The organism is Mesorhizobium sp. J428 (assembly GCF_024699925.1).
GTDB lineage: Bacteria > Pseudomonadota > Alphaproteobacteria > Rhizobiales > Rhizobiaceae > Mesorhizobium_A.
In genome coordinates this window covers 4,040,487-4,060,851 of the sequence record NZ_JAJOMX010000001.1, presented here as the reverse complement: position 1 = coordinate 4,060,851, position 20,365 = coordinate 4,040,487, and the positions used below count along the sequence as shown (strand labels likewise).

At 65.5% G+C, this 20,365-nt stretch carries 19 protein-coding genes; 11 read left to right on the top strand and 8 right to left on the bottom strand.

The window, feature by feature from the left end; all coding sequences use genetic code 11:
• Positions 1-7: 7 nt before the first annotated feature.
• Positions 8-274 (bottom strand): SEL1-like repeat protein, encoded by a 267-nt coding sequence (locus LRS09_RS20360; protein ID WP_085464738.1) that lies wholly within the window; start codon positions 272-274, stop codon positions 8-10.
• A 450-nt stretch (positions 275-724) separates the two neighbouring features.
• On the opposite strand from LRS09_RS20360, the gene LRS09_RS20355 reads away from it, so the two are divergent.
• The 5 genes from LRS09_RS20355 (at position 725) to LRS09_RS20335 (ending at position 4,300) form a co-directional block, all read left to right on the top strand.
• Positions 725-1,066, top strand: coding sequence for a DUF2147 domain-containing protein (locus LRS09_RS20355; RefSeq protein WP_257808710.1), 342 nt, complete (start codon positions 725-727; stop codon positions 1,064-1,066).
• Between the two features lie 197 nt (positions 1,067-1,263).
• Positions 1,264-1,428, top strand: coding sequence for a hypothetical protein (locus LRS09_RS20350; protein WP_257808708.1), 165 nt, complete (start codon positions 1,264-1,266; stop codon positions 1,426-1,428).
• Between the two features lie 24 nt (positions 1,429-1,452).
• Positions 1,453-1,668, top strand: coding sequence for a hypothetical protein (locus tag LRS09_RS20345; protein ID WP_257808707.1), 216 nt, complete (start codon positions 1,453-1,455; stop codon positions 1,666-1,668).
• A 56-nt stretch (positions 1,669-1,724) separates the two neighbouring features.
• Entirely contained in the window at positions 1,725-3,224 is a 1,500-nt protein-coding gene (locus LRS09_RS20340; protein ID WP_257808706.1) for an AMP nucleosidase, read from the top strand.
• Positions 3,225-3,268: 44 nt separating this feature from the next.
• A complete protein-coding gene (locus LRS09_RS20335; protein ID WP_257808705.1) occupies positions 3,269-4,300 on the top strand; it encodes an endonuclease/exonuclease/phosphatase family protein in 1,032 nt (343 codons plus the stop codon).
• Here LRS09_RS20335 and LRS09_RS20330 read toward each other — a convergent pair.
• Positions 4,281-4,871, bottom strand: a complete 591-nt coding sequence (locus tag LRS09_RS20330; RefSeq protein ID WP_257808703.1) for a DUF922 domain-containing protein — start codon at positions 4,869-4,871, stop codon at positions 4,281-4,283. The two genes, LRS09_RS20335 and LRS09_RS20330, sit on opposite strands and share 20 nt — an antisense overlap.
• A 185-nt stretch (positions 4,872-5,056) precedes the next feature.
• Positions 5,057-5,503: a hypothetical protein gene (locus tag LRS09_RS20325; RefSeq protein ID WP_257808702.1), complete on the bottom strand. Its 447-nt coding sequence runs from the start codon at positions 5,501-5,503 to the stop codon at positions 5,057-5,059.
• 17 nt (positions 5,504-5,520) lie between these two features.
• Between LRS09_RS20325 and LRS09_RS20320 the strand changes: the two genes are divergently transcribed.
• Positions 5,521-6,156: a TetR/AcrR family transcriptional regulator C-terminal domain-containing protein gene (locus tag LRS09_RS20320; protein ID WP_257808700.1), complete on the top strand. Its 636-nt coding sequence runs from the start codon at positions 5,521-5,523 to the stop codon at positions 6,154-6,156.
• Positions 6,157-6,238: 82 nt separating this feature from the next.
• On the opposite strand, the gene LRS09_RS20315 is transcribed toward LRS09_RS20320, so the two are convergent.
• Positions 6,239-6,832: a DUF922 domain-containing protein gene (locus LRS09_RS20315; protein ID WP_257808699.1), complete on the bottom strand. Its 594-nt coding sequence runs from the start codon at positions 6,830-6,832 to the stop codon at positions 6,239-6,241.
• A 74-nt stretch (positions 6,833-6,906) separates the two neighbouring features.
• Positions 6,907-8,586 carry an electron transfer flavoprotein-ubiquinone oxidoreductase gene (locus LRS09_RS20310; RefSeq protein WP_257808697.1) on the bottom strand — a complete coding sequence of 560 codons (1,680 nt, stop codon included), beginning with the start codon at positions 8,584-8,586 and terminating at the stop codon, positions 6,907-6,909.
• A 245-nt stretch (positions 8,587-8,831) separates the two neighbouring features.
• On the opposite strand from LRS09_RS20310, the gene LRS09_RS20305 reads away from it, so the two are divergent.
• Together LRS09_RS20305 and LRS09_RS20300 are read left to right on the top strand one after the other, a co-directional pair.
• Positions 8,832-9,428 (top strand): hypothetical protein, encoded by a 597-nt coding sequence (locus tag LRS09_RS20305; RefSeq protein ID WP_257808695.1) that lies wholly within the window; start codon positions 8,832-8,834, stop codon positions 9,426-9,428.
• 72 nt (positions 9,429-9,500) lie between these two features.
• Positions 9,501-10,331: a uracil-DNA glycosylase family protein gene (locus LRS09_RS20300; RefSeq protein WP_257808694.1), complete on the top strand. Its 831-nt coding sequence runs from the start codon at positions 9,501-9,503 to the stop codon at positions 10,329-10,331.
• 60 nt (positions 10,332-10,391) lie between these two features.
• Here LRS09_RS20300 and LRS09_RS20295 read toward each other — a convergent pair whose 3' ends face one another.
• Entirely contained in the window at positions 10,392-10,787 is a 396-nt protein-coding gene (locus tag LRS09_RS20295) for a hypothetical protein (RefSeq protein ID WP_257808693.1), read from the bottom strand.
• Positions 10,788-10,911: 124 nt separating this feature from the next.
• Here LRS09_RS20295 and LRS09_RS20290 point away from each other — a divergent pair, with 124 nt between their 5' ends.
• A complete protein-coding gene (locus LRS09_RS20290) occupies positions 10,912-11,718 on the top strand; it encodes a helix-turn-helix domain-containing protein (protein WP_257808692.1) in 807 nt (268 codons plus the stop codon).
• A 2-nt stretch (positions 11,719-11,720) separates the two neighbouring features.
• Here the strand turns inward: LRS09_RS20290 and LRS09_RS20285 are convergent, their stop codons facing one another.
• The gene (locus LRS09_RS20285; protein WP_257808691.1) at positions 11,721-12,659 is read right to left on the bottom strand and encodes a DMT family transporter; all 939 of its coding nucleotides are present in this window, start codon (positions 12,657-12,659) and stop codon (positions 11,721-11,723) included.
• A gap of 2 nt (positions 12,660-12,661) precedes the next feature.
• Positions 12,662-14,959, bottom strand: a complete 2,298-nt coding sequence (locus LRS09_RS20280; protein WP_257808690.1) for a xanthine dehydrogenase family protein molybdopterin-binding subunit — start codon at positions 14,957-14,959, stop codon at positions 12,662-12,664.
• A gap of 161 nt (positions 14,960-15,120) precedes the next feature.
• On the opposite strand from LRS09_RS20280, the gene pepN reads away from it, so the two are divergent.
• Both pepN and LRS09_RS20270 read left to right on the top strand, forming a co-directional pair.
• Positions 15,121-17,766, top strand: a complete 2,646-nt coding sequence (gene pepN / locus LRS09_RS20275) for an aminopeptidase N (RefSeq protein ID WP_257808689.1) — start codon at positions 15,121-15,123, stop codon at positions 17,764-17,766.
• A 244-nt stretch (positions 17,767-18,010) separates the two neighbouring features.
• Complete coding sequence (locus LRS09_RS20270) at positions 18,011-20,341, top strand: PAS domain-containing sensor histidine kinase (protein WP_257808688.1); 2,331 nt, start codon at positions 18,011-18,013, stop codon at positions 20,339-20,341.
• Positions 20,342-20,365 lie beyond the last annotated feature (24 nt).

Genomic DNA, 20,365 nt, shown 5'->3' with positions numbered 1-20,365 from the left:
ACAGCAATCAGTGCATGGTCATCCATTCGCGCGCCTCACGGAGCGCCCGGGCGAGTTCCGGCTTGGACATCGACACCGCCAGCTCGGCACGCAGCTCGGCGGCGCGGGCGGAGCCCTTGATCGCAGCGATGTTGAACCACTTGTGCGCCGCCACCGGATCGACCTCGCAGTCGCGGCCGGTCGCATACATCATGCCCAGCTCGAAAAGGATGTCCGCCTGGGCGTTGGCGCCCATCGATCCGAAGCCTGCCTCAAACATCTCGAAACGTGCCATTTTCTGTCCCCTGTCTGTCGCTGTTGCCCCGCCGGTTTGGTCCGTTCCGAGGCGTTGTCTGATGGGTTCGAGAATGGCGGGGAGGCTTGAATTGCGGGTGAACAGGCGTGCTTAATTTGCGGAAAACAAAGCTAAAACAATAGGTAAACGGCAGATTCCGTTAAGCATCGAAGCTGCCGGACTTCTCGCGATTCCGTTCGAATGCGCATAAAATCCCGTCGTCGCGACGAAAGACTCCGCTAACCACGGCTCATCTTTCGATCGTCGCGCATCGAGGGGAAGCGGGTGGCGGGAGATCTGAAATGTGCTGGCGGGCGATGGCGAAATTCCTCGATCCGCCGCCATCGCACCGCTTCCGTTTCGCCCACGGCTGGTTTACGTTGACGTTTGCGTAAGGCGCATGCGGATGGGAGGTCCCGCTCCGCCGCCGATCCCGCGCAGGAGGAAAACATGTATCGAATTGCAATGGCGACGGCCGCGGCAACGCTGATGATGGCCGGCGCTGCGCTCGCGGACCCCATCGAAGGCACCTGGAAGCGGCCGAACGGTACGCTTATCCAATATGCCGGCTCCGGCGGCAATTTCTGCGGCACGGTGCTGACCGGCGAATACAAGGGCAAGTCGATCGGCTGCATGAAGGGCGCCGACGGCTCCTACAAGGGCAAGGTCAACAAGCTCGACGAAGGCAAGACCTACAACGGCAAGGCCTCCGTGAAGGGCAATACGCTGTCGCTGTCCGGCTGCGTCCTCGGCGGGGTGATCTGCAAGTCGGAAAGCCTGACCCGGCAGTAGCATCGATCATATTCGGACGAAGAAGGGGCCGCCACGCGCGGCCCCTTTTGTTTCTCCCGACCGGTCCTGGCCATGCGGCTCCATCCAGGATCACCGGGAAAAGCGTGTTTACTTCCCTGAACCGCGGATGAACGGCCGTCTCAGGATGAGTTCAGAGCGCATCTGGCATCTTCCCCTCAACACTGAGGGATCAACCAATGCTCGCCCGCCGCCTCACCATCGTCAGCCTGATGACCATCCTGTTCGGAATGGTGTTCGCGATGATCGTGGCCGAGGCCGGCCGGGATCGCCGCTGGAAGACGAACCAAGTCGTGCCCTGCGTCTTCGATACCGCGGTGAAATGCGGCGGCGCCGAGCTCTGATCCGGAACGAAACGAGACAAGAAGATGACCACTTACGCCAACCCCATTGCCGACATCGTCCGGATGCTGCCGCGGCTCGCACTGATCGCGCTGTTCATCGGCTCGACCGCCCTTGCCGTCAGCAAGGTCAACGCCGCGCCCGAGGCTATCGTGACCGACGTCATGCTGGTCGGCGGCCAGATCGCCAAGCCCAGCGGCGTCGGCTTCGTTCTCGCGGTCGGATTGCAGCGGATGCGTTGAAACTGATTCTCGCGGGAGATACTCCCAAGCGTCATGCTGCTCGACTATAATGGAGCATGGAAAAGAGAATCTATCCCAAGCCGATCGAAACAGTCGTCACCCCGGAGCCGTTCGCCCGGCAGAGTTTCACCGACGCTCGCGAGGCGGTGCAGCTCCTGCGCCACCTCTACGAGCGCAACACCGCCTTCCTGCGCGAGTCCTTCGCGAGCCTCGCCAAGGACCAGCCTCTGCGCCGGTTCCGGGCCTTCTATCCCGAGGTGAGGATTTCGACCTCGTCCTACGCGCAGATCGACTCCCGCTACGCCTACGGCCACATGTATGACCCGGGGCACTATTCGACCACCATCACCCGGCCGGACCTGTTCGAGACCTATCTCGTCGATCAGCTCGGGCTGATCATGCGCAATCACGGCGTGCCGGTGACGATCGCCGAATCCGAGACGCCGATACCGCTCCACTTCGCCTTCCTCGAAGGCACGCATGTGGAAGGCTCAATCGCCGACCGGCTGATGCGGCCGCTGCGCGACATCTTCGACGTGCCGGACCTCAACGCGACCGACGACCTGATCGCCAACGGAACCTACGAGCCGGCGCCGGGCGAACCGATGCCGCTCGCGCCCTTCACCGCACAGCGCATCGACTATTCGCTGCACCGCCTGTCGCACTACACGGCGACCAGCCCCAACCATTTCCAGAATTTCGTCCTGTTCACCAACTACCAGTTCTACATCGACGAGTTCTGCAATCACGCCCGCGAGCTGATGGTCAACGGCGGCGGCGGATACGAAGCGTTCGTCGAGCCGGGCAACCTGATCACGCAGGCGGGTGAATCCGGGCCATCCGAAGGCTCGCACCCGCCTCGCCTGCCGCAGATGCCGGCCTATCACCTCGTCAAGCCCGGGCATTCCGGCATCACGATGGTCAATATCGGCGTCGGGCCGTCCAACGCCAAGACGATTACCGACCATATCGCGGTGCTGAGGCCGCATGCCTGGCTGATGCTCGGCCACTGCGCCGGCCTGCGCAACACGCAGGCGCTCGGCGACTACGTGCTGGCGCATGCCTATGTGCGCGAGGACCACGTGCTCGACGACGACCTGCCGGTCTGGGTGCCGATCCCGGCGCTGGCCGAGGTGCAGGTGGCGCTGCAGGAGGCGGTGGCCGAGGTGACCGGCCTCTCCGGCTTCGAGCTCAAGCGCATCATGCGCACCGGCACGGTCGCGACGATCGACAACCGCAACTGGGAGCTGCGCGACCAGCGCGGGCCGGTCCAGCGCCTGTCGCAGTCGCGCGCGATCGGCCTCGACATGGAATCCGCCACCATCGCTGCCAACGGGTTCCGCTTCCGGGTGCCCTACGGCACGCTGCTGTGCGTCTCCGACAAGCCGCTGCACGGCGAGCTGAAACTGCCCGGCATGGCGACGGAGTTCTACAAGCGCCAGGTAGCCCAGCACCTCACCATCGGCATCAGGGCCGTGGAAAAGCTCGCCGCGATGCCGCCCGAACGGCTGCATTCACGCAAGCTGAGGAGCTTCTCCGAGACCGCGTTCCAATAGGGTCCGTCCCTATCCCTGCCGCAATCGCAGGCGAGGAAGCGCGCATGACGCGCGCCGCCACCGTCCTGTCCCTTCTGTTGCTCGTCGTGTGCGGCGTCGCTGCCGCAGCGATCGGGCTCGGCTTCCTTGGCAGGCTGCACCCGGCCCTCGATTCCTTCTCGCATTTCCGGCTGCATCTCGCGGCTCTCTTGGCGGTGGGTGCGTTCGGACTGATCCCGGCGGGCTTCCGGCGTGAGGCCTTCGCCGGGCTTGCGCTTGCCACGGGCGCTGTCTTCGTCACGCCGGGAACCTGGTTCGACAACGCCATCAGCAACCAGGCGAAGGCGTCCGCCGCGCCCGACGACCGCGCAACCTATCGGCTGCTGCACCTCAATGCCCGGTTCGATCATTCGGAGCCGGGTCGCTTCCTGTCGCTGATCGCGCGGCTGCATCCCGATGTCGTGACCGTCAACGAGGTGTCGGCGATGTGGCGGCAGCGGCTGGAGACACTGTCAGCCGCGTACCCCTACAGCACATTCTGCGATGCGCGCGGCGAGGTCGGCGGCGTTGCGATCCTGTCGCGCAGACCCCTCGCGCAGGGTGCCACGGGCGAATGCATCGACGGCGGCACGCTCGCCATCGCTCCGATCGATTTCGCCGGAGAGATCGTGACGGTCGCAGCACTTCATCTCTACTGGCCGTGGCCGTTCGAGCAGCCGGCGCAGGTCGAACGCATCGCGCCGCGCCTGTCGCAATTGCCGGATGCCACGATTCTCGCCGGCGATTTCAACGCGGCGCGCTGGAGCCAGACATTCTCGAAGATCGCCGCATCCTCGCGGCTGGAGGATGCAGGCCCGGTCGGCCCGTCCTGGCTGCCGCGCAGCCTACCGGATGCGTTGCGGCGCGCGGTCGGGCTTGGCATCGACCATGTGCTGGCGGGCGCCGGAGTGATCGTCACGAAGCTGGAACGCGCGGAGGGTGTCGGCTCCGACCACCTGCCGGTCCTGACCGAGTTCTGGGTGCCCTCGCAGGCCAGGCCGGAGGCGTCCGGCACGACGGTGGTGCTGAAGCCCGCTGCTACTTCACCAGGCGCTTGACCAGGCCTTCGATGTTGCCGCCGCTCGAGTGCTCGACCACGTCGAACTGGCGCTGGCGCGCCTCGTAGCGGGCGACGATCGCAGCCACGACCCGCTTCATCTCCGCCCGCAGCCTGCCGCAGGACTTGCCGTCCGCGACCTTCAGGCCCGCGATGGTGCGATCGGCCTCCGCGGCCATTTCGCGCGCGATGCGGCCGTGCTGTTCCTCGTGCTTCCTGATGCCGGCCATGAAGCGCTGCCAGCGGCTGCGCAGCGGGCCGCTGACTTCGCTCTTCACTTCGGGATAGATGTAATTGATGTCGAGCCGGACCTGGGGCCGCGTCACCTTGCATATGCCGTCGGTGTGGACCCAGTCCGCTTCCGAATTCATCGTGTAGCGCGTCTGCGCGATCGCGCGAGAGGTGAAGCCGTGCTTCGGCCCCTTCTGCTCGAGCTGCCTGAGAAGTGCGTCGCCCGTTTCTCCGGAGATCGGGAAGCTCGTCGTTCGCGACGAAACCTTAGGACCAGCCTTCGCCGGCGTGATCACGCCGAGGAGGGCAAGAAAACAGCATGAACAGGCAAACAGGCGCATGCGGTATCTCCGTCGCCCCAAGTGCATCACAAGAAACCAACGGTTTCAAGACAATGTTGACTATTCGTTCACCAATTCGGGAGTGCTGCGTGTTGACCAAGCGGAAATCGGCGTCGACTCACGCCCCTTCCAATGCTGCGCGGACGCCGGCGCCGGCTTCCTAAGGCTCGAAGCGGGAAAGCAACCTATCGATCCGCGAGTCGCGCCCGGGCAAGGTCACGCGCCGCCGGCTCGCTGTCGGCGAACAGAAGCGCGATCCCGGCGGCCGACGAGATGGCCTCGATCCCCTTTCGTATCGGCATCGGCAAGTTGGCGGCACGACCGACGAGGATCATACCCCGGCACAGCCGCGCGAGGTCGCGTCTGTGGTCCTTGAGCAGCTTGGCCCGCCTCCGCCGTTCCTCGGCATCCACCTTAGCGAAATCAGGCAATGACGGCGCGCGCTCCGCAATCATGACGAAAGGCTCGCCGCGCTGGAGCACGGCAAGGAAACGTCGATTGTCCTCCTCATCGTCATGCACCTCGCCTTCGTCATGGTCGCGCATCCAGATGATCGGAAGTTCGTCGAGATCAAGTCGCATAGCCATCTCCAATTTAACATCGTTAAATTGACTTAACGCTGTTAAGGTCACTCGGCAAGAGGATTCGCATGGCTCTCACCCGTTCCGGAATTGTCGCGCACGCGCTGGATCTGCTGGATGAAGTGGGGGTCGAGGGGCTGAGCATGCGACGGCTGGCCGACGCGCTTCAGGTGCAGGCCCCCGCCCTCTACTGGCATTTTTCGGGCAAGCCGGCCCTTCTGGACGAAATGGCCGAGGCTCTTGTCGCCGGGGTGGCGGACAGGATTCCGGTCGGCGGCGACTACGGGGAGGTCCTGCGCAGCGGTGCGCAGGAAATGCGCCGTGCCCTCCTGTCCCGCCGCGACGGCGCGCGCGTATTCGCCGGAACCTTCGTCGCCCGGGCCAATGTGCTGGGATTGGGAGAGATTCTCGTCGGATCATTGCGCCGGGCGGGCTTCGACGACAGCGTCGCCCCGCGAGCGGTATTCTCGCTGATGTATTATGTGATGGGTTTCGTCATCGAGGAGCAGGCGCTGGCAGAGAAGAGCCGACACTGCGCCGGCGCGCACCCGCTCGCCGGGCCGCTTGAGGCATTCTTCGCCTCGTCGGAGGGCTATCCAAACATCCGGGCGAGCCTGCCGGAACTGCTGGAAACCCACCAGGATACGCGTTTCGATTTCGGCGTCGATCTCGTCGTCAACGGGCTCGCCGCATTAAAGAGTTGATGCAAGTGATGCGGTTTGCGGCTCTCAACGGGGCCGGGGCAGGCCGGCAAGGGGCATAACGGCGGCCTTCAAGTCGCCCCGTTCAGCGGGCCACCAGCGCCAGGACGCTCTTTTCCACCGGCCCGCCGTCGCGGTGCTCGCGCTTGTCGAAGTCGACCTGGGACTTGTTGTAGGCGACAATGATCCTGTCGAGATCCTTCATCAGCTTCGCGTTGGCCTTGCGGCAGGACTGGCCGTCGGCCATCCTGAAGCCGCGCAAGGTGCGGTTGACGTCGCTCACCATCTTCTTGGCGAGCCTGCCGTGCATCTCCTCATGCGCGACGTTCGTCGCCTGGAACCTTTTCCAGCGGCGGGCGAGCGCGGCAGGCAGCTTGTCGACCGGACGGGGATAAACGTAGGTTATCTCCATCACCATCTTCGCGCCTTGCGTCCGACAGATGCCTTTCGAATAGACCAGGTCGCCCTTGATGTCGGTCTTGAACTGGGTCTGGGCGATCGCCTTGGTGAGGAAGCCGTGGCGCGGCCCCTTCCTGTTCATGTCATAGAACAGTTCGAGGCCGGTCTTGCCCTTGATGTCGTAATACTTCGTCTTGACGGTCACATCCGCGCGGACCGCCAGGGTCGACGCTATCAGGGCAGCGCCGACCACCATCCCAAGCTTTGCGAAACCACGCATTCCCGCCACTGCTCCCAAACCCACGCCAGAAAAACATGCGGCGGGCGTGATGGCAATCTGCGCGTGCAGTCCGGTTACATGTTAACGTAAACGGGCCCCTCGCCGCCCTGCGGCGGCACCCAGTTGATGTTCTGGTTCGGATCCTTGATGTCGCAGGTCTTGCAGTGGACGCAGTTCTGCGCGTTGATCACGAACTTGACGTCGACGCCCATCTTGTCGGCGGCGGCGTTACCCTCCGCATCGACCCATTCGTAGACGCCCGCGGGGCAATAGCGGGTCGACGGGCCGGCAAAGACGTCGTGCTCCGAGGTCTTCTGCAGGGCCATGTCCTTGACCTGCAGGTGCACCGGCTGGTCTTCGGCATGGTTGGTGTTGGAGAGGAACACCGACGACAGGCGGTCGAAGGTCAGCACGCCGTCAGCCTTCGGATAGGCGATCTTCTTGTGCTTGGCGGCCGGTTCCAGCGAGGCTGCATCGGTCTTGCCGTGCGTCAGCGTGCCGAAGAGCGACAGGCCGAAGAGCTGGTTCGTCCACATGTCCAGCCCGCCGAGGCCGACGCCGATCAGCGTGCCGAAGCGCGACCAGAGCGGCTTGACGTTGCGCACGCGCTTCAGGTCCTTGCCGATGTCGCTCGCGCGCCAGGCCTCCTCGTAGGAGATCAGGTCGTCGTGCTGGCGGCCGGCGGCGATCGCGTCCACCACATGCTCGGCCGCGAGGATGCCGGAGAGCACCGCATTGTGCGAGCCCTTGATGCGCGGCACGTTGACGAGGCCGGCCGAGCAGCCGAGCAGCGCACCGCCCGGAAACGACACCTTCGGCACCGACTGCCAGCCGCCCTCGGTGATCGCGCGCGCGCCATAGGAAAGGCGCTTGGCGCCCTCGAAGGTGCCACGGATCGCCGGATGCGTCTTGAAGCGCTGGAACTCTTCGAAGGGTGAGAGATACGGGTTCTTGTAATTCAAATGGACGACGAAGCCGACCGCGACCAGGTTGTCGTCGAAATGGTAGAGGAACGACCCGCCGCCGGTGGACATGCCGAGCGGCCAGCCGAAGGAATGCTGCACAAGCCCGCGCTTGTGGTTCTCGGGCTTGACCTGCCAGAGTTCCTTGAGGCCGATGCCGAATTTCTGCGGCTCCTTGCCGTCGGACAGCTTGAACTGCGCGATGAGCTGCTTGGCGAGCGAGCCGCGTACGCCCTCCCCGATCAGCACATATTTGCCGTAGAGCGCCATGCCGGGGGCGAAGCCGGGGCCCGGCGTGCCGTCCCTCTCCACGCCCATGTCGCCGGTGATGACGCCGGTGACCGCGCCGTTCTCGTCATAGGTGAGGTTCGCGGCGGCGAAGCCCGGATAGATCTCGACGCCCAGCGCCTCGGCCCTGGTCGCGAGCCAGCGGCAGACATTGCCGAGCGAGACGATGTAGTTGCCGTGATTGTTCATCAGCGGCGGCATCAGGATGTTGGGCATGCGCACGGAGCCGGCCGGTCCGAGCACCAGGAAATGGTCATCCTTGACCTCGGTCCGGAACGGGTGGTCGGCATCCTCGCGCCAGTCCGGCAGCAGCCTGTCGATGCCGATCGGGTCGACCACGGCGCCGGAGAGGATGTGCGCGCCGACCTCGCCGCCCTTCTCGAGCACGACGACCGAGAGCTCGGGATTGACCTGCTTGAGCCGGATGGCGGCGGCCAGGCCGGCGGGGCCCGCTCCGACGATCACCACATCGAATTCCATGCTCTCGCGTTCGACTTCGCTCATCTCGTCCTCCGGCCGGTCGCCGATCCTCTTGCCTTAATTCTCACGCCTGCACCAGACCCGCTGCCGCGCGAAAGCGTCGCATATTTCTAACGTTCGTTAGATTAATTGCTATAAATTTACCTTAACGTAAACGTCAATTCAATTCCCGATTTCGCCCGGCGATTTCCGGCGCCTATGGATTCGCCGTATCCATTTGCCGTCGAACGAGTCTATCCTCGCCCAAGCACGTTCTGCCGGACGAGACGATGGCTGCTCTCTGGAAGGTGATCGCAGGATGTCTTGCCGCCCTGCCCTTCCTCGCTGTGGCGGAGGGTGGCGAACCGCATGTGTGGCGCTCCGGCGCCTATTCCTTCTCCGACGAGCTCGGCGGTTTCATCCTTCTTGGCGTGTCTGGCATCGGCACGAAGGCCGATCCGTTCGTCATCGAACAGGAGATGGTGTCGGCGAGCCCCGTGACACTCGTCATCCGGGTCGCCTCCCAGATCCGCACCCAAGGCCAGCCGGGCCAATTTGCCACCGGCATGATGCACCTCCGCATCCGCTCGCTCAACAACAGCGGCATCGCCTGGACGGAATACGAGTTCGAGTTGCAGGAGCAGCTCGGCATTCCGAGCGTGCACGGCGACGGCCTCTCCTTCGACCAGAGGCGCGTCAATCCGGAAAACCGGTCGTCGGATTCCTTCCGCATCCACGATACCGACTTCGAGCCGAACGATCGCATCGTCTTCTCCGACGGCCATGTCGATCCGCTGGAAACCGCCGACTTCAAGTTCTTCGTCACGGACTTCACGCCGAAGCTGGAATTCTACCTCCGGCAGGACCCGCGCATTCCGCTGTCGTGAGCATGGAGGTTTACGCAGGACCGGCACCGCCCTATTGAATGGGCAGCGGCAGTATGGCCGCGCGAATTGACCATGACCGACGCCATCGACACCCGCGCCTCCCTCGAGGAGCTTCTGCGCTTCTACGCCGAGACGGGCGTGGACGAGGCGCTCGACGACGCGCCCGTGGATCGGTTCGCCCTGTCGGCCAGGGCCGCGCCGCCGCCCGCCGCTCCCCCGGCCCCGGTCGAGGTGCCGCGGCAGCAAGCCGCCGCGAGACCGCCAGCTCCGGCAATTGCCGCCAGCGTGCCCGACGAGGCGCAGGCAGCGCGCGCCCGGGAGGCCGCACGCTCCGCCGGCTCGCTCGACGAATTGAGGGAGATTCTCGCCGGCTTCGACGGCTGCAATCTCAAATTCACGGCCAAGTCATTGGTCTTCGCAGACGGCAATCCTGCAGCGTCGGTGATGTTCGTCGGCGAGGCCCCCGGACGCGAGGAGGATCTGGAGGGCCTGCCCTTCGTCGGCCGTTCGGGCCAGCTGCTGGATCGGATGCTCGCGGCGATCGGATACGACCGCACGTCCGTCTACATCGCCAACGTCATTCCGTGGCGGCCGCCGGGCAACCGCGATCCGTCGCCGATGGAGACCGAGATCTGCCGCCCGTTCATCGAGCGGCAGATCGAACTGGTGAATCCCAACGTGCTCGTCACGCTCGGCAACGCATCGACCAAGGCGCTGCTGAAGACCCAAACCGGAATCATGCGGCTGCGCGGGGCATGGAAGGCGCATTCGATCGGCACCGGCGTCGAAATCCCGCTGATGCCGACGCTGCACCCGGCCTATCTGCTCCGCAACCCCGCCCACAAGAAGCTCGCCTGGCGCGATTTCCTGGAAGTGAAGGCGAAGCTGCGGGACGCCGGCTGACCGCCGAGATGCGAAAGCCGGAGCGCGGCCTCTCCGGCCCCGGCCTCCACGCAGGTCGTCTCAGGCCGCTGCGCCGGCGCGTAGCATGACGCCAAGCTGCAACGCGACGAACAGCGCCACCGTCAGCGCTTGCGCCGTAACGAACAGCACGCCGAGCAGGTTGGGTTGGACGAGGCCGGCGACCATGATGCCGAAGCTCGCCGCGACCCAGAGCGCGTTGATCGCGATCACGTCCAGCATCAGCATCCGGGAGATGGCCGACCGGCGCGCGAGGAAAACGAGCGCCGCGCACCAGGGCAAGAGCACGATGCCCGCCCAGAACAGGAGATCGACCGGAAGCGACAGGAGCGGAGCGAGCAGCGAAGCGCCGGCCGCCATGACGATTCCGGCCGCGCCGCTGACGAGACCATCGAGAAGGAGGACGTTGCGGACATAGGGGGTAACGGCGATAGACATGTTGCGGTCCTTTCAGTTGCACCGGCATCGACCGGATTGCTGCGGATCATCGATCGCGCGGATCGTGTTGGCGATTACGTGCCAGGTAATGGCAACCATTCCCGAACCGGGCTAGCTTTGCGGCATGGATACGCCGCACACCTCCGTTGGCCACCTGCTGCGTGAGTGGCGCGCCCGCCGCCGCATGAGCCAGCTCGACCTTGCTCTCGAGGCCGAGATCTCCCAGCGGCATCTGAGTTTCCTCGAAAGCGGGCGCGCGGCTCCGTCGCGCGACATGGTGATCCGGCTCGCCGAGCGCCTCGACCTGCCGCTGCGCCAGCGCAACCGGATGCTGCTCGCGGCCGGCTATGCGCCGACCTATCCCGAGCGGCTGGTCGAGGATGAAGCCTTCGCGCCGGCAATGGCGGCGATCGGCCGCGTGCTCGCGGCGCACGAGCCGAACCCGGCGCTCGCCGTCGACGGGTGCTGGAACCTGATCCGCGCGAACGCAGCGATCGCGCCATTCCTCCAAGATATCGAAGAAGCGAGCCTGCTCGAGCCGCCGATCAACGTGCTCAAGCTGAGCCTCCATCCGGGCGGTCTCGCGCCGCGCATCGAGAACCTGGCGGAATGGCGCGCGCATGTGCTGGAGCGGCTGAAGCGGCTGGCGGCAGCGAGCGGCAATCCGGAGGTCGCGGACCTCGAAGCCGAGCTTCGCGCCTATCCTGGCCGCTCGAACGGCGGCCCGGTCAGGCATGACTATTCGAACATCGCCGTGCCGTTGCGCATCAAGGCGGCCGGTGTCAGCCTGTCGTTCATCTCGACCGTCACCGTCTTCGGCACGCCGCTGGACGTGACGGTGTCGGAGATTGCGATCGAATCCTTCTTCCCGGCCGACGCGCAGACGGCCGAAACGCTGCGGGCGCTTGCCGCGGCCAGAGCGTCTGCCTGAGCCTATTGTGGCGGCATGACCTTGCGCGCCTTGCCGCGCTCCAGCCCCAGCCGCTGCTCGCGCCAGATGATCATCAGGCCGGACCCCACGACGATCGCCCCGCCGACGATCGAATGGACAGTCGGAAGATCGCCAAACAGTAGATATCCCGCCGCGAGCCCGAACAGGATCGAGGTGTATTCGAAGGGCGCGACCGTCGCGACGCTGGCGTGGCGGTAGGATTCAGTCATCAGCACCTGGGCGACACCGCCGCAGATGCCGCTCATCACGAGGTAAAAGAACTGCCAACCCGTCAGCGGCGCCCAGCCGAAAGGGAGCGTGAACAGGCCCGCAGCCGAGGCGGTGAGCGAGAACCAAATGACAACCGTCGATGATTTTTCCGTCTGAACCAGCGATCGAACCTGCAGCAACGCGACGGCCGAGATGGCGGCCGCGACGAGGGCCGCAGCAACGCCGACCGCCTCGGCGCTTCCCATCCCGTCCGGCGACGTGAACAGGGTAAGCTTCGGCCATGAGATGATCAGCACGCCGAGGAAGCCGACCGCGACCGCCGTCCAACGGAAGACGCGCACCACCTCGCCCAGCACCAGCGCGCTGATGACGACCACCAGCAGGGGCTGCGCGTAGTTGAGCATGATCGCCTCGGGCAGCGGCAGCCGCGTCAGGGCGAAGAAGCCGAGCGCCATCGACGAGACGCCGACAAGGCCGCGCACCACGTGGCGTCCCGGACGGCTCGTATAGAACGCCGTCCTGAGTTCGCCCGTCCAGGCCAGCAGGATCAGGATCGGTATCAACGCGAAGAAGGAGCGGAAGAACACGATCTGGCCGGCCGGGACGACCCCGGCCAGCTTGATGAAGGACTGCATCCCCACAAAAACCGCGATCGACGACGTTTTCAGGATGATCGCGGCCACCGGCCGCGAGAACGTGAAATGTGGCACGTTCAGGCAGCGTCCCGGATCGCCTGCCAGACCCTCAGGGGCGTCGCCGGCATCTCGATGTGGCCAATGCGATGGGCCTGCCACAGCGCATCCGTCACCGCGTTCATCACCGCCGGCGTGGCGCCGATCGTGCCCGCCTCGCCCGCGCCCTTGATGCCGAGCGCGTTGGTGGTCGAGGGCACGTTGCGGGTCGAAAAGTCAATGAACGGAATCAGATCCGCCCGCGGCATGCCGTAGTCCATGAAGCTCGCCGTCAGCAATTGCCCGTCCTCGCCGTAGACCGCGTCCTCGGTCAGCGCCTGGCCTATGCCCTGCACGACGCCGCCATGCACCTGTCCCGCGAGCAGGATCGGGTTCACCACGGTGCCGAAGTCGTCGACGATCGTGTAGCGCAGGATCTCCGTCATGCCGGTAGCCGGATCGATCTCGACTTCGCAGATATGGGTGCCGTTCGGATAGGTGGCCTCGTCCTGGACGAACTCGCCGAACCCCTTCAGGTCCTCCGGGCTCTTGGCAGCCTTCGCGATCGCGGCGAAATCGAGCGAGCGGTCGGTACCGACGATGCGTGCGGTGCCGTCGACGAGCTCGATGTCGGCAGCGCCCGCCTCCAGTTCGTCCGCGGCGATCTTCTTGATCTTCTCGGCGAGGTTCTCGCCGGCATAGGCAGCCGAGACGCCGCCGAGCGGAATTGACCGCGAGCCGCCGGTGCCGCCGCCCTTGTCCAACTCGTCGGTGTCGCCCTGCCGGACATGGATCTTCTCGATCGGCAGGTTGAGCTTCTCGGCGACGAACTGCGAATAGGCCGTGGCGTGGCCCTGGCCGTTGGTCTGGGTGCCGATGAACAGCGTCACGGTGCCGTCGCCGTTCAGCGTCAGGTGGGCGGCTTCGGAGCCGGCGAAGGCGCAGGCCTCGACATAGGTCGCCATGCCGATGCCGCGCAGCCTGCCGGCCGCTTTCGATGCCTGCCGGCGCGCCTCGAAGCCGTTCCAGTCGGCTCGTTCCAGCGCCAGCGTCATGTGCCCGTCGAACTCGCCGACATCGTATCTGCGACCCGTCGCAGTCGTATAGGGGAACTGCTCCGGCCGGATGAAATTGCGGCGGCGGATCTCGGCGGGCGACAGGTTCATGTCGCGCGCGCAGGCGTCGACCAGCTTCTCCAGCAGATAGGCCGCTTCCGGCCGGCCGGCGCCGCGATAGGCGTCCACCGGGCAGGTGTTGGTGTAGACACCGTCGATCTCGACATGCAGCGCCTTGATGTCGTAGACGCCGGTCGACATCGTCGCGCCGACATAGGGGATGAACGGTCCGTACTGCGAGCAATAGGCTCCCAGATTGGCAACCAGGCCGACGCGCAGGCCCAGGAAGCGGCCGTTCGCGTCCATCGCCATCTCTGCCACCACCTCATTGTCGCGTCCCTGTGCATCGGTGAGGAAGTGCTCCGTGCGGTCGCTCGCCCACTTCACTGGCCGGCCGAGACGGCGCGCGGCATCCAGCACCAGCGCATATTCGCGATAGACGAAGGTCTTCGGGCCGAAGCCGCCGCCGACATCCGGCGTGACGACGCGCAGGCCGGCGGGCGCAATGCCCAACACGCCGGCAAGGATCCGCTGCATCGAATGCACGCCCTGCGACCCGACGGTCAGGACCAGCCTCTCCTCCTGCGCGTTCCACTCCGCAAGCGCCGCGCGCGGCTCCATGTAGTTGCAGACGAGGCGGTTGTTGCGGAACACGGTCCTGGTCACGTGCTTCGCCTTGGCGAAGGCCGCCTCGGTCTTTGCCGCGTCGCCGAGTTCATAGCGGAAGGCGCGATTGCTGCCGTGTTGGGGCCAGACCAGCGGCACATCCGCATCGAGCGCCTGCGCCGTCAACGCAACGGGCTCCATGTCCTCGTAGTCGATTTCGATCAGTTCCGCCGCGTCCTGCGCCAGCGCGCGGCTTTCCGCAACGACGCAAGCCACCGCGTCGCCGACATAGGACACCTCGTCGCGGCACAGGATCGGGATGTCGCGGGGCGTCGCGCGCGTGCCGTCCGGCTGCTTCTGCATCGCGCCGGACTTCAGGTCGCCGAGATCGATGTCGGCGGCGGTCAGCACCAGATGGACACCCGGCGCCGCCTTCGCGGCCTCCGTCGAGACGATGGTGAACTTCGCCCGCGCAGTGGGCGAGCGCAGGACATAGAGGTGCAGCATGCCTGCCGGCGCGAAATCGTCGGTGTAGTGTCCGCGCCCGAAGATGAACGCGTCATCCTCCTTGCGCAGCACGGATGCGCCCATTCCAAACTTGGGAGTTTGAACAGTCATGGTCTTTCCTCGTGGATCTGCGGCTGGTGCGGGTGCGAATGCTTACGCACCGTGAGTTTTGACGAGCCGATGTTTCGTGTAAAGACCTAGCATAACAGTTTGTCGCGCCAAGGGCTTCGACCGTTTGGACCAAGGCCGCGGCCGAGCCCGAAAGACGTTGCATGCGCACAGATACAGGCCAGGTGTTCAGGCTCGAGGATTATCGTCCGAGCGACTGGCTCATTCCCAGGACATCCCTGACCTTCCGGCTCGATCCTGACAGGACGCGCGTGATCGCCGAGCTGACGATCGAGCGGCGCGACGGCGTGACCGCCTCGACCCCGCTTGTGCTCGATGGCGACGGCATCGCGCTGCTCGCGATCTCGATCGACGGCGTGGCGCTGGAGCCCGGCAGCTACGAGGCAACACCGCAGCAACTGACAATCGCGACACCGCCGCGCACGCGCTCCTTCCGGCTGGCGATCGAGACGGAGACCGCGCCGTCCGCAAACACGGCACTGATGGGTCTCTACCGCTCGGGCGGCAATTACTGCACCCAGTGCGAGGCGGAAGGCTTCCGCCGGATCACTTATTTCCTCGATCGGCCCGACGTGCTCTCGGTCTATACGGTCCGGATCGAGGCACGGCGCGCCGAGGCGCCGCTGCTGCTTGCCAACGGCAATCCGGGGGCTGCGGGCGAGCTCGCCGACGGCTGGCACTTCGCCGAATGGTTCGATCCGCATCCGAAGCCGTCCTATCTCTTCGCGCTCGTCGCCGGCGATCTCGCCGAAGTGGCGGATCAGTTCGTCACCATGTCCGGACGCAAGGTGCGGCTCGGCATCTTCGTCGAGCACGGCAAGCAGGGCCGCGCGGCCTATGCGATGGACGCGCTGAAGCGCTCGATGCGCTGGGACGAGGAGACGTTCGGCCGTGAATACGATCTCGACGTGTTCAACATTGTCGCCGTGTCCGACTTCAACATGGGCGCGATGGAGAACAAGGGCCTCAACATCTTCAACGACAAATACGTGCTGGCCGACCGCGAGACCGCGACGGACGCCGATTTCGCCAATATCGAGGCGATCATCGCGCACGAGTATTTCCACAATTGGACAGGCAACAGAATCACTTGCCGCGACTGGTTCCAGCTCTGCCTGAAGGAAGGGCTGACCGTCTTCCGCGACCACGAATTCTCGGCGGACGAGCGCTCGCGCGCGGTCGAGCGCATCGCCGACGTGCGCACGCTGCGCGCGCACCAGTTCCCCGAGGACCAGGGGCCGCTGGCGCATCCCGTCCGTCCGCGGCGGTATCGCGAGATCAACAACTTCTACACGGCCACCGTCTACGAGAAGGGCTCGGAGGTCGTGGGCATGATCCGCACCATCCTCGGCGCGGAGGACTTCCGGCGCGGCATGGACCTCTATTTCGAGCGCCACGACGGCGAGGCCGCGACGATCGAGGATTTCGTCAAGGTCTTCGAGGACGTGTCGCGCCGCGACCTCTCGCAGTTCTCGCTCTGGTATCACCAGGCCGGCACGCCGAACCTGATGGTCTCGGCCACGCATGATGCGAATGCCGCGACGCTGACGCTGGAGATCGAGCAGTCGGTGCCGCCGACCCCCGGCGAGAGCCGCAAAAAGGCGATGCATATTCCGCTTGCCTTCGGTCTGGTCGGCGCCGACGGAAACGACATCGCCTGCTCGTCGGTCAGCGGCGCCACCGTCGAGGACGGCGTCATCCACCTGAAGAAGCGCCGGCACGTCATCCGTTTCGAGGGTCTGGCCGAGCGGCCGGCGATCTCGCTCAACCGCGGCTTCTCCGCCCCGGTGACAATCGCCTTCGACCAGCCGCTGCAGGAACGCATGCTTCTCGCCCGCAACGACAGCGACCTGTTCTCACGCTGGCAGGCGCTGACCAGCCTGATGTCCGGCGCGCTGATCGACGCGGCCGGCGCCATCCGCGGCGGCAAGGCGGCGAAGATCGCGCCCGAACTCTCGCAGATCTGCCTGGAGACGGTGCGCAGCCAGGCACTGGAACCGGCCTACAAGGCGCTGGCGCTGACCCTGCCGGCCGAGGCCGACATCGCCCGCGAGATCGGCTCGAACATCGATCCGGACGCGATCCTTTCGGCGCGCAACCTGCTCGCCGGCGTGATCGCCACGGCGAACGCCGACAGCTTCCTGTCGACTTACGAGAGCCTTGCCGACACCGGCGGCTATTCCCCCGACGCGGCGAGCGGCGGGCGGCGGGCGCTGCGCAACGTCATGCTCGACTATGTCACCCTCGCGACCGCCTCGCCGGACATCGCCGCGCGCCAGTATCGCGAGGCGGGCAACATGACGGACCGCGCCGCGGCCCTTTCGGTGCTGACGATGCGCCATCCGGGTTCGGCCGAGGCCGCCGACGCGCTGGCGGATTTCGAGGCGCGGTTTGGCAACGATCCGCTGGTGATGGACAAGTGGTTCCAGATTCAGGCGATCGCGCCCGGCGACGGCGCGGTCGACCGCGTGCGCGCGCTGATGACACATCCCGGCTTCTCGCTCGGCAACCCCAACCGCGTGCGGTCGCTGATCGGCACCTACACGACGGCCAACCAGACCGGCTTCCACCGCATCGACGGCGCGGGCTATGAGCTGTTGGCCGAGATCGCGCTGTCGGTCGATCCAAAGAACCCGCAGCTCTCGGCGCGCCTCGCCACGGCGTTCCGCTCCTGGCGGTCGCTCGAAGAGGCCCGCAGGGAGCGCGCGCGTGCGACGCTGTCGCGGATCAAGGCCGCGCCTGCGCTGTCGGCCGACCTGCGCGACATCGTGGAACGGACGCTGGCCTAGAGACCCCCGAGCCGGCGGCAAGAATGCCTGCCGGCCTCGGTGAACGATGTCGAGCGCAAAGAGCCCTCCTCAGGCACCTGCACAGGGCCTTGAGCGCGACTTTCGGCGCCAAAATTCCAAATCGTAAAGATTTTCTGAATCGGCCTCTGGACAAGGCGAATCACGTTTGATTCTTATACGGCGATTCGGATGTGCGGCGTTTCCGAACAGATAGCCGGAACAACAACTTTTGCGGGGCCCTTCAATGGGAAAGACAGGCGCCTGGGGGGCGACTGGCGGGCGTTTTTTTGCCGGCGGACGAGGCGGCGAACGGACGAAAATCCCGGACATCATCGTCGCGCCCGCCTACAAGCGGCTGCTGGCGGCGGAGCCTTATCTGCGGCGGTCGATCCCGGCGCTGATCGTCATCTTCCTCATCGTCGTGGCCGCGACGCGGGCGCTTTCGCTGCTGGCGCTGCGTGACGACATCGAGCGCGACGCGCGTTCGATGGTGGCGCTCGCGGCATCGGAGATCGCCGCCACGCTCAAGGCCGAAATGGCCGCTTCGCCGGACGCCGCCGACCTCCACCGGCGCGCGGTGGACGCGGCGGCTCAGACCGGCAACCTCGCACAGACCCACGTTCTCCTGGTGACCGACAGCAGCTTCCGCGTGACGGCGGCCGCCCCCCGCGACATCGGCTGGGAAGGCCGCTGGCTCGAGAGCCAGATCGGCGGCGGCCAGCCGCTCTTCATGTTCGGCAAGCGCGCCGGGGTGATGGACGTGACGATCGACGGCAATCACTGGTTCGCCGCGGCGGATCTCGGGCCCGATCGCAAATTTGCGGCCGTGGCGCTGGTGTCCGCCGACGCCGTGTTCGCCGACTGGCGCAAGCTCGTCTCGCTCAACGTGACGCTGTTCGTACTGACCTCGAGCGTGCTGATCGTCATCCTCTACGCCTATTTCGCCCAGGCGGCGCGGGCGCAGGCCGCCGACAGGATCTATTCGGAAGCCCATCAGCGCATCGACTCCGCGTTGCTGCGCGGCCGCTGCGGCCTGTGGGACTGGGATATGGGCCGCGGGCGGCTGTTCTGGTCGCGCTCGATGTACGAGATGCTGGGCTACGAACCCAGCGACGCGATGCTGTCCTTCGGCGAGGTCAACGAGATCATCCACGAAGAAGACGGCGACCTGTTCACGGTGGCCAAGGCGCTCGCCGCCCGCGAGGTCGACCAGATCGACCGGGTCTTCCGCATGCGCCACGCCAACGGGCAATGGGTGTGGGTGCGGGCAAGGGCGCAGATCATCGATCCCGATGCGCAGGACGTACATTTGCTCGGCATCGCCATCGACGTCACCGAGCAGTATCACCTCGCCATGCAGTCGGAGGAAGCGGACGCCCGTCTGCGCACCGCGATCGAGAACATTTCCGAGACCTTCGTGCTGTGGGATTCGCACCAGCGGCTGGTGATGTGCAATACGCGCTTCCAGGAACAGGCAGGCCTCGCCGATGCAGACGTCGAGCAGGGAACGCCGCGCGCCACGATCGAGGAGCGGATGACCGCGTTCGCCTCCGAGCGCCGGCTCGCCAATGGCAATGGCCGCAACGGCGCGGTCACCTATGAGCGCCAGTTCAAGGACGGCCGCTGGGTGCAGGTCAACGAGATGGTGACGCGCGACGGCGGCATCGTGTCGGTTGGCGCCGACATCACCCAGATCAAGCAGCACCAGGAAAAGCTGGTCGACAGCGAGCGCCGCCTCATGGCGACGATCCACGACCTGTCCGTCGCCCGCAAGGCCGAGGAGGACCGTGCACGCGAGCTGGCGGAACTCAACAAGAAGTGCATGCGCGAGACGGAGCGCGCCGAGGCTGCCAACCGCGCCAAGTCGGAATTCCTCGCCAACATGTCGCACGAGTTGCGCACGCCGCTCAATGCGATCATCGGCTTCTCGGAGCTGATGCAGTCAGGTCTGTTCGGCCCGCTCGGCTCGGAACGCTACGAGGAATATGTCCGCGACATCCAGGGCAGCGGCAACTACCTGCTCGGCGTCATCAACGACATCCTCGACATGTCCAAGATCGAGGCGGGCCGCTTCTCGATCGACCGCGAGCAGATCGACCTCTGCCCGCTGGTGCGTGAGACCGTGCGAGTAATCTCGCTGCAGGCGGCGCAGAAATCGATCACGATCGAGACCAAGATCGCGGATTCGATGACGCTGAACGCCGACCGCCGCGCGATCAAGCAGATCGCGATCAACCTCCTGTCGAACGCGGTCAAGTTCACCGGTCCCGGCGGCAAGATTTCCCTTCGCGCCCGAAAAACCTCCGGCGCGGTCATCCTCACCATTGAGGACAATGGCTGCGGCATCCCGCGCGAAGCGCTCAAGAAGCTCGGCAAGCCCTTCGAGCAGGTCGAGAACCAGTTCACCAAGAGCCATGCCGGTTCCGGGTTAGGGCTCGCCATCTCGCGATCGCTGGCCCAACTGCATGGCGGCGCCCTCAAGATCCGCTCCACCGAAGGCGTCGGGACAATCGTCTCCGTGCGCATCCCGGTGAAGAAGAAGGCGGCAGCGCAGCCGTCACGAAAGGCTGCCTGACGAGGCGGCCCCGATACGGCCGCC

Coding starts and splice junctions, on each gene's coding strand:
- LRS09_RS20360 (WP_085464738.1), bottom strand. CDS start 274: ATGGCACGTTTCGAGATGTTTGAGGCAGGCTTCGGATCGATGGGCGCC.
- LRS09_RS20355 (WP_257808710.1), top strand. CDS start 725: ATGTATCGAATTGCAATGGCGACGGCCGCGGCAACGCTGATGATGGCC.
- LRS09_RS20350 (WP_257808708.1), top strand. CDS start 1,264: ATGCTCGCCCGCCGCCTCACCATCGTCAGCCTGATGACCATCCTGTTC.
- LRS09_RS20345 (WP_257808707.1), top strand. CDS start 1,453: ATGACCACTTACGCCAACCCCATTGCCGACATCGTCCGGATGCTGCCG.
- LRS09_RS20340 (WP_257808706.1), top strand. CDS start 1,725: ATGGAAAAGAGAATCTATCCCAAGCCGATCGAAACAGTCGTCACCCCG.
- LRS09_RS20335 (WP_257808705.1), top strand. CDS start 3,269: ATGACGCGCGCCGCCACCGTCCTGTCCCTTCTGTTGCTCGTCGTGTGC.
- LRS09_RS20330 (WP_257808703.1), bottom strand. CDS start 4,871: ATGCGCCTGTTTGCCTGTTCATGCTGTTTTCTTGCCCTCCTCGGCGTG.
- LRS09_RS20320 (WP_257808700.1), top strand. CDS start 5,521: ATGGCTCTCACCCGTTCCGGAATTGTCGCGCACGCGCTGGATCTGCTG.
- LRS09_RS20315 (WP_257808699.1), bottom strand. CDS start 6,832: ATGCGTGGTTTCGCAAAGCTTGGGATGGTGGTCGGCGCTGCCCTGATA.
- LRS09_RS20310 (WP_257808697.1), bottom strand. CDS start 8,586: ATGAGCGAAGTCGAACGCGAGAGCATGGAATTCGATGTGGTGATCGTC.
- LRS09_RS20305 (WP_257808695.1), top strand. CDS start 8,832: ATGGCTGCTCTCTGGAAGGTGATCGCAGGATGTCTTGCCGCCCTGCCC.
- LRS09_RS20300 (WP_257808694.1), top strand. CDS start 9,501: ATGACCGACGCCATCGACACCCGCGCCTCCCTCGAGGAGCTTCTGCGC.
- LRS09_RS20295 (WP_257808693.1), bottom strand. CDS start 10,787: ATGTCTATCGCCGTTACCCCCTATGTCCGCAACGTCCTCCTTCTCGAT.
- LRS09_RS20290 (WP_257808692.1), top strand. CDS start 10,912: ATGGATACGCCGCACACCTCCGTTGGCCACCTGCTGCGTGAGTGGCGC.
- LRS09_RS20280 (WP_257808690.1), bottom strand. CDS start 14,959: ATGACTGTTCAAACTCCCAAGTTTGGAATGGGCGCATCCGTGCTGCGC.
- pepN (WP_257808689.1), top strand. CDS start 15,121: ATGCGCACAGATACAGGCCAGGTGTTCAGGCTCGAGGATTATCGTCCG.
- LRS09_RS20270 (WP_257808688.1), top strand. CDS start 18,011: ATGGGAAAGACAGGCGCCTGGGGGGCGACTGGCGGGCGTTTTTTTGCC.